Below are 5,583 nucleotides of genomic sequence, written 5' to 3'. Positions count from 1 at the left end.
ATTGGAGGGATCGGGGGTAAAATTCCTGGACTTTTTCCCTGAAAATTAGGTAACTGACTACCTCAAAATCGGTAAAACCCTACACCCTACACCCCACACCCCACACCCTGCCCCCAGGAAAAACTTTTTGCCGCAAACCCTAGGTAGAACCCCATATCTTTGATTGTCAAGGTGCAGATAGCGTAGTGATTAGACTACAGGGGTTTTTCAAGCGGTTGTTTACCCTAGCCGCTATACTTATATGGTAGCTATTTTTCGTGAGTACTTCCAGACCTTTAAAGGAAAAAAGACTGCCAAGGCTAATGACCCCAAAAGAAGAGCAAGCGCACTTCGGAATACGCAACTAGAATGCCATTAACAATGTCAGAAGTCATTCGAGATTTCGCTCTTGAGACTAGACAATTATTTTTAGCTGTGGTTCGCTGTTCTATACTGGCCTTTGTTTCATCCCATCGGTAAAACCGAGGGTCTTCACCCGACATTGCAGATAAACCTTTTCTACCCTGGGAGAAAAACCGAGCCATTGACGAGATAAACGAGCAAAAGTGTCAGGATCACCGCTAACTGCGAAGTTAGTAGGTAGGGGTGTTTCGGGATTTTTTAGACCTAATAATTCTAGCTCTTTTTCCGCCGCTCGGACAACGGAAGCGGCGGGATCTACCAAGCGCACGGAACTAGGTAAAAGACGACGTAAAACCGGGGAAAGATGGCGATAATGGGTACAACCATAGACCAGAGTATCAATATTTTCTGCGAGTAAAGGCTGAAGATATTCCCTGGCCACTTGCGTGGTGTAGGGGTCAAAAATGCGGTTAGCCTCGATCAAAGGGACAAATTCAGGACAGGGAATTTGCCAAACTTGGGCAGTAGGATCGATTTCTTGAATCGCTTGTTTATAGGCATTACTTTTAGCCGTAGCGGGAGTAGAAATCACCCCAATGCGCTTTCCTTTTTGCACGGCAGTTTTTGCCCCGGGTAAAATTACCCCCAAAATTGGTAAATCTTTAAATTCGGCCTGTACTTCTTCTAAAGCCAAGGCGGAACTGGTATTACAAGCCATAATCACCATTTTCACCCGGCGCTCGCTCATCCAAGTGAGAATTTCCAGGACAAATTCGATAATTTCCCCTTTAGAACGGGTTCCGTAGGGAAGTCTAGCGGTATCAGCGAAATAGAGAATCGATTCTTGGGGCAGTTGTCGATACAACTCCCTTAAAACGGTCAGTCCACCCACGCCACTATCAAACACACCAATCGGACTAAGTTGTGATTCTCTCATAGATAATATCGAGGAAAACGCTGATCTAAAATAGCTTTATTTGATGATATTAAAACACGGATTTTTTGATCAGTAAACTAATGCTCCAATCATTTAATCATTAACGGAGATTTCGTTGAATATATTCAATAATCCCCCCAGCGATCGCCGCCGCCATTTGTCGTTGAAAGTTGACATTGGCTAATTTAGCAGCATCCTCAGCGCCGGTAACGAAACCCACTTCCACGAGGGTAGAGGGCATTCTGGAGGTTCTCAGCACATAGAAACGGGCCCGACGCACCCCCCGATCGCGCATATCGACACTGCGGACAATATTGCGATGGATGGTATCCGACAAACGGCGATCACCGAAGTAATACACCTCTAGGCCATTGACATCCGGTCGTGCTTTACCCATAGAGTTAGCGTGGATACTGACAAATAGATCGGCATCGATCCGGTTAGCCAGATCCGTGCGACCTTGCAGGGTGACAAAAAAATCACTATCTCTGGTGAGACGCACATCGATGCCCTGTTGTTGCAGAATGCGGGTAACTTCTAGGGAAATGGGCAGAATTACGTTTTTTTCCTGAAGGCCACCAATTCCGATCGCCCCCGGATCCTTACCACCGTGGCCCGGATCGATCACCACTAGAAAGCGGCTATTGCGTTGTTGGGGGGGATTAGGAGTGGGGTTAGAAGGGCGCGGCGGTGGGTTAAATTGCCCCGTATTGGGGGGTAAAGGAACAGGGATAGTAGTGGAGTCAGGAACCTGAGAAAGGGGGCTAGAATTGCGGGAGGAAAGCAATTCTAGGGCTAGGGTTTGACTGTCCGATTGAGTTAATTGTCCCAGTTGAAAACCCACGGCCGTCTGTACCAAAATCAGCACCTTATTGGCGCTTTCCTGACGTACCCGCAATTGATAGATAGGACTATAGCGGCCGAAGCGCGGACCGCGAAAAGACTCGGCTAACTTAGCATTTTCGATGCGTAGTTCATAGACACCATCCCGGTTAACAATGCCGTTAGCTTTCAGGGGTAAATCCGCGCGAATTAAGAGGCGATCGTTATTACCCGCCAGATCGATCGAGGAGATCGTGGCCAAACGATTGCTCGAAGGGGGATTATTGGCAGTTTTCGGGGGGGGATTGTTGGGGCGAGGATTGGGATTAGTGGCGCTAGTGGGGGGGGGAGAGGAGATATTATCCACGGAACCCAGACCACCCCTAGGCAGTAAAACCAAACCACCAAAACGACTATAGAGAGCTTGCCAATCGGGACTATCTTTATTAACACTTAGGGAAATCTTAGCCCGTTGATTGGCAGTCTGACTGAATTGAATATCGCCGACCCCATAGCGATTGACGGGGATAGTTTGACCGGTGAGACTACTGGGTAAAGTGGCCCCGGGTAATTCAAATTCGATTTTTTTGCCGTCCCGGCTGCGTTGACTGCGGATCGATCGCTCATCACCATTTTGCTCTAAACGGACAAAAAGACCATTGCGAGTTACCTGAAAATCATCGTTGTTGTCCGTCTGGCTAACTGGAGGTGGGGGAGTGGGACGGGTGGAACCGCGATCGGGGGGAGGTGTGGGGTCAGGGGTGACGGGTGGTTGCGTTTCCTCCCTAATTGGTTGGGGTTCTGGCAATTCCACTGTCCATTGGGTGGGCGAAATTCCGCGAATTTTTACCTGTTGAGGATCAAAGGTGTAGCCTGGGGCCAATTCAATCACTAAACGGGTAGTTTCCGCATCAAATTGACCGATACGGACACTTCTGACGATATTGCCAATAGGCCGGTTAATATTGGGTTGCCCTAACTTGATCCCGGGCAGATCGATCACGATCCTGGTGGGGTTAGTGATCATTTGCGCTCGCGGTTGCACTCGATTGTCGGTGGTGAACACCAGACGATTCTCATTGGTGTCGAATCGCCAAAAGACGAGCTTGCCTGCCCAAGCAGGGGCTGCCACCAGCAACCAAGTTAATGCGCTTAGGAATAACCAATGAAATCTCACGATCGATGCTCCCGTTGCTCAGTTATCAATTACCTTTTTTCGGTAAAAATGGACAATTTTGTCGATTTTTGGCCATCCATAGCTCCGTTAATGCTCTGAGAATGACTATCAATAAAAACAAGCTTATGGGACGTTGGCATGGTCTGCTATGTTTCTGATCAGTTATCAGGGATTGGTTGTTGGGGTGTTGGGGTTTTGGGGTTTTAGTTGAAATTACCCTATCTCCCTATCTCCCTATCCTCTAGCTCCTAACTCACTGCTCACTGCTCACTGATTGAGGACTGGTGGTGGGTTCTTTAAATACTAACCTTAACAGGGGCGGAGCGATAAAGGTAGTCAAGATCACCATCATAATAACGGCCGCATCGGCAGCGGGGGATAAAGCGCCACTAGCAGCCCCGACTCCGGCAAAGACTAAACCCACTTCACCCCGGGGAATCATGCCAACTCCGATCGCCAAGCGATTGAGTTTTTCCTTGCTGAAAACGGCTAACCCCGTCACCACTTTACCCAAAATAGCGACGACAATTAAGAAAGCGGCCAAGACTAATCCTTCTCGATTAGTGGGAATAGCGGGATTAAGGACACTTAAATCGGTTTTTGCCCCCACACAGACGAAAAATATCGGTACAAATAAATCGGCGATCGGGAACACTTGTTCTGCCAATTCCGATCGCTTTTCCGTTTCCCCGAGGACCAGGCCCGCAGCAAAGGAACCGAGAATCGCTTCTAATTGGATAACTTGGGCAATATAAGCAAGAATAAAGGCGAAAATCAGGGAAACTAAGAGCAATTGTCCCCTAGTTTTCATGCTATTAACTAATTGAACGTAAAAGGGGCTTAAAAAACGACCGATCAGGATCGCCCCGATTACAAAAGCGCTAGAACTAATAACTAGATAAATTACTTTGCTAATTTGCACTTCTCCAGTCTTCACCAAAGAAGCAACGACAGCGAGGACGATAATACCGAGAATATCATCGAGAACCGCAGCCCCGATGATAATTTGACCTTCTTTCGCCGATAACTGCCCTATTTCTGCTAAAACCTTGGCGGTAATGCCGATACTGGTAGCGGTTAAAGCTGCCCCGGCAAAAATAGCGGGAATGGTGGCCAGATGAAAGATATAGATTAAACCCAAAGTACCCACCAAAAAGGGAACCGCAACCCCTACCACTGCGACAGCAGCTGCCTGTGGACCGACGCGAATTAATTCCTGCAAGTCTGACTCTAAACCAATCTCGAACAGCAGGATAATTACCCCCAATTCCGAGAGGACGGAAATCACCTCACTGGCAGCACTAAAAACGGCGGGAGATTCCTCCGGGGTGAGGGGAGAAGTGGATTGTAGGAAATGAATGAGGAGAGAATCCTCGAATCCCGCCCCTCCTTCCGGAAAAACCAGTAATTTTAGGGCAGAAACCCCGATAATCACGCCACCGACTAATTCTCCTAACACGGGGGGCAAGTTGAATCGGACGCATATTTCTCCCCCCAGTTTACAGGCGAAATAAATAACGGTCAAACTCAGCAGCACGCAGGCTAAAACTAAGGCACTATCGGCAGTTTCGGCTGTAGCTGCCGAGGCTAACAGGGAAATGTTAAAACTCCAAGCGGAAGAAAGAAAAGGCTGTAGTATCATCGCTCGCTCAAAATTACTCTCAATACTCTAACAAGCTTGCGGCCTATTCAATCATCCCTGATCAAAGTTCGCCGTTCTATTAAACTTACTCAAATCTACTCATGAGCAAATTTGAAGCTAATTTCCTGCTTCAAGGTAGCAGTGTCGGCACTATCTACTCCCCAGGCTGACACGGTGGAACTCACCGCCAAAGAAGCTAGATTGAGACTAGCGTTCAAGTCTCTATCACAAACAAAAGAGCATTGTTCACAATCAAAAACTCGGGAGCATCTCACTTGTGCAATGAGTATTAATGCTTATAGCAGTCAAAAACTAGAAAATCTTGAACCTGATCACAAAGAGAAATGAGATTATAATAGTTATAACTTACGATTCAGAATATATCTCGATGGGAGGAACAGTCCAATGTTATCAGAAAATGAAAAAAGAATTAAAGAGTTATGTCAAGAGTTAGGGCAATGTCTTTATGAACAATCCCAAGTTGAGAAATTTAATAACTTGGCAGAGATAGAAGAGACTGTTAGAGATTTAATGATTCAGTATGTCAACCCAGAAATCGGTATTTTTTTGTCAAAACAAGCACAGGAGAAACAGCCGGTCGGACAAGAAAAGTAAAAAGTATTTTGGGCGAATTACCAATTACAGAAAAACAAGCGAAGAAGT

4 protein-coding genes and 1 pseudogene are annotated in these 5,583 nt (G+C 46.8%); 1 reads left to right on the top strand and 4 read right to left on the bottom strand.

The window, feature by feature from the left end:
* Nucleotides 1-427: 427 nt before the first annotated feature.
* The 4 genes from murI to PX636_RS00710 all read right to left on the bottom strand — a co-directional run bounded on the left by murI (nt 428) and on the right by PX636_RS00710 (nt 5,195).
* Nucleotides 428-1,279, bottom strand: a complete 852-nt coding sequence (murI, locus tag PX636_RS00725) for a glutamate racemase (RefSeq protein ID WP_012267850.1) — start codon at nt 1,277-1,279, stop codon at nt 428-430.
* A gap of 100 nt (nt 1,280-1,379) precedes the next feature.
* Complete coding sequence (locus tag PX636_RS00720; RefSeq protein WP_012267849.1) at nt 1,380-3,278, bottom strand: N-acetylmuramoyl-L-alanine amidase; 1,899 nt, start codon at nt 3,276-3,278, stop codon at nt 1,380-1,382.
* A gap of 253 nt (nt 3,279-3,531) precedes the next feature.
* Nucleotides 3,532-4,920, bottom strand: a complete 1,389-nt coding sequence (locus tag PX636_RS00715) for a cation:proton antiporter (protein WP_288115901.1) — start codon at nt 4,918-4,920, stop codon at nt 3,532-3,534.
* 95 nt (nt 4,921-5,015) lie between these two features.
* Nucleotides 5,016-5,195: a zinc ribbon domain-containing protein gene (locus PX636_RS00710; RefSeq protein WP_288115900.1), complete on the bottom strand. Its 180-nt coding sequence runs from the start codon at nt 5,193-5,195 to the stop codon at nt 5,016-5,018.
* 130 nt (nt 5,196-5,325) lie between these two features.
* Here PX636_RS00710 and PX636_RS00705 point away from each other — a divergent pair.
* Nucleotides 5,326-5,583: pseudogene (locus tag PX636_RS00705) on the top strand (ISKra4 family transposase); the annotation flags it as partial.

Origin of the sequence: Microcystis sp. M53598_WE2 (assembly GCF_030067735.1) — a bacterium.
Taxonomy (GTDB): domain Bacteria; phylum Cyanobacteriota; class Cyanobacteriia; order Cyanobacteriales; family Microcystaceae; genus Microcystis; species Microcystis aeruginosa.
This window is presented reverse-complemented; position numbering and strand designations above follow the sequence as displayed.

What these genes read in the sequence shown, in the direction of transcription:
- PX636_RS00715 (WP_288115901.1), bottom strand. Translation starts at nt 4,920, where the DNA reads ATGATACTACAGCCTTTTCTTTCTTCCGCTTGGAGTTTTAACATTTCC.
- murI (WP_012267850.1), bottom strand. Translation starts at nt 1,279, where the DNA reads ATGAGAGAATCACAACTTAGTCCGATTGGTGTGTTTGATAGTGGCGTG.